Origin of the sequence: Phenylobacterium sp. CCH9-H3 (assembly GCF_001557235.1) — a bacterium.
Lineage (GTDB): Bacteria > Pseudomonadota > Alphaproteobacteria > Caulobacterales > Caulobacteraceae > Phenylobacterium.
On sequence record NZ_LSJI01000228.1, the window covers coordinates 1 to 327 of the forward strand.

Consider the following 327-nt stretch of genomic DNA (forward strand, 5'->3'; position numbering starts at 1 on the left):
GAACGGCAACATGAGCGGCGCGCCGATCCTGCTGCCCGCCCGCCACCTGCTGAACGCCCTGCTGGGCCTCGGCATCCTGGCCCTGGTGGTCGTGCTGGTGATGAGCGGCGGCTCGGCCCTCTGGGCCTTCTGGGCGATCCTGGCGCTCAGCCTGGTCATCGGCGTCACCCTGATCATCCCCATCGGCGGCGCGGACATGCCCGTCGTGGTGTCGATGCTGAACAGCTATTCCGGCTGGGCGGCGGCGGCCCTGGGCTTCACGCTCGAGAACGTCACCCTGATCATCACCGGCGCCCTGGTGGGCTCGTCGGGCGCGATCCTCAGCTA

The 327-nt window shown here is 69.7% G+C and carries 1 protein-coding gene; it reads left to right on the top strand.

Annotation, left to right across the window (positions count from 1 at the left end; genetic code table 11):
- Positions 1–327: NAD(P)(+) transhydrogenase (Re/Si-specific) subunit beta (locus AX721_RS20165; protein ID WP_197422659.1), on the top strand; the 327-nt coding region annotated here is incomplete at both ends.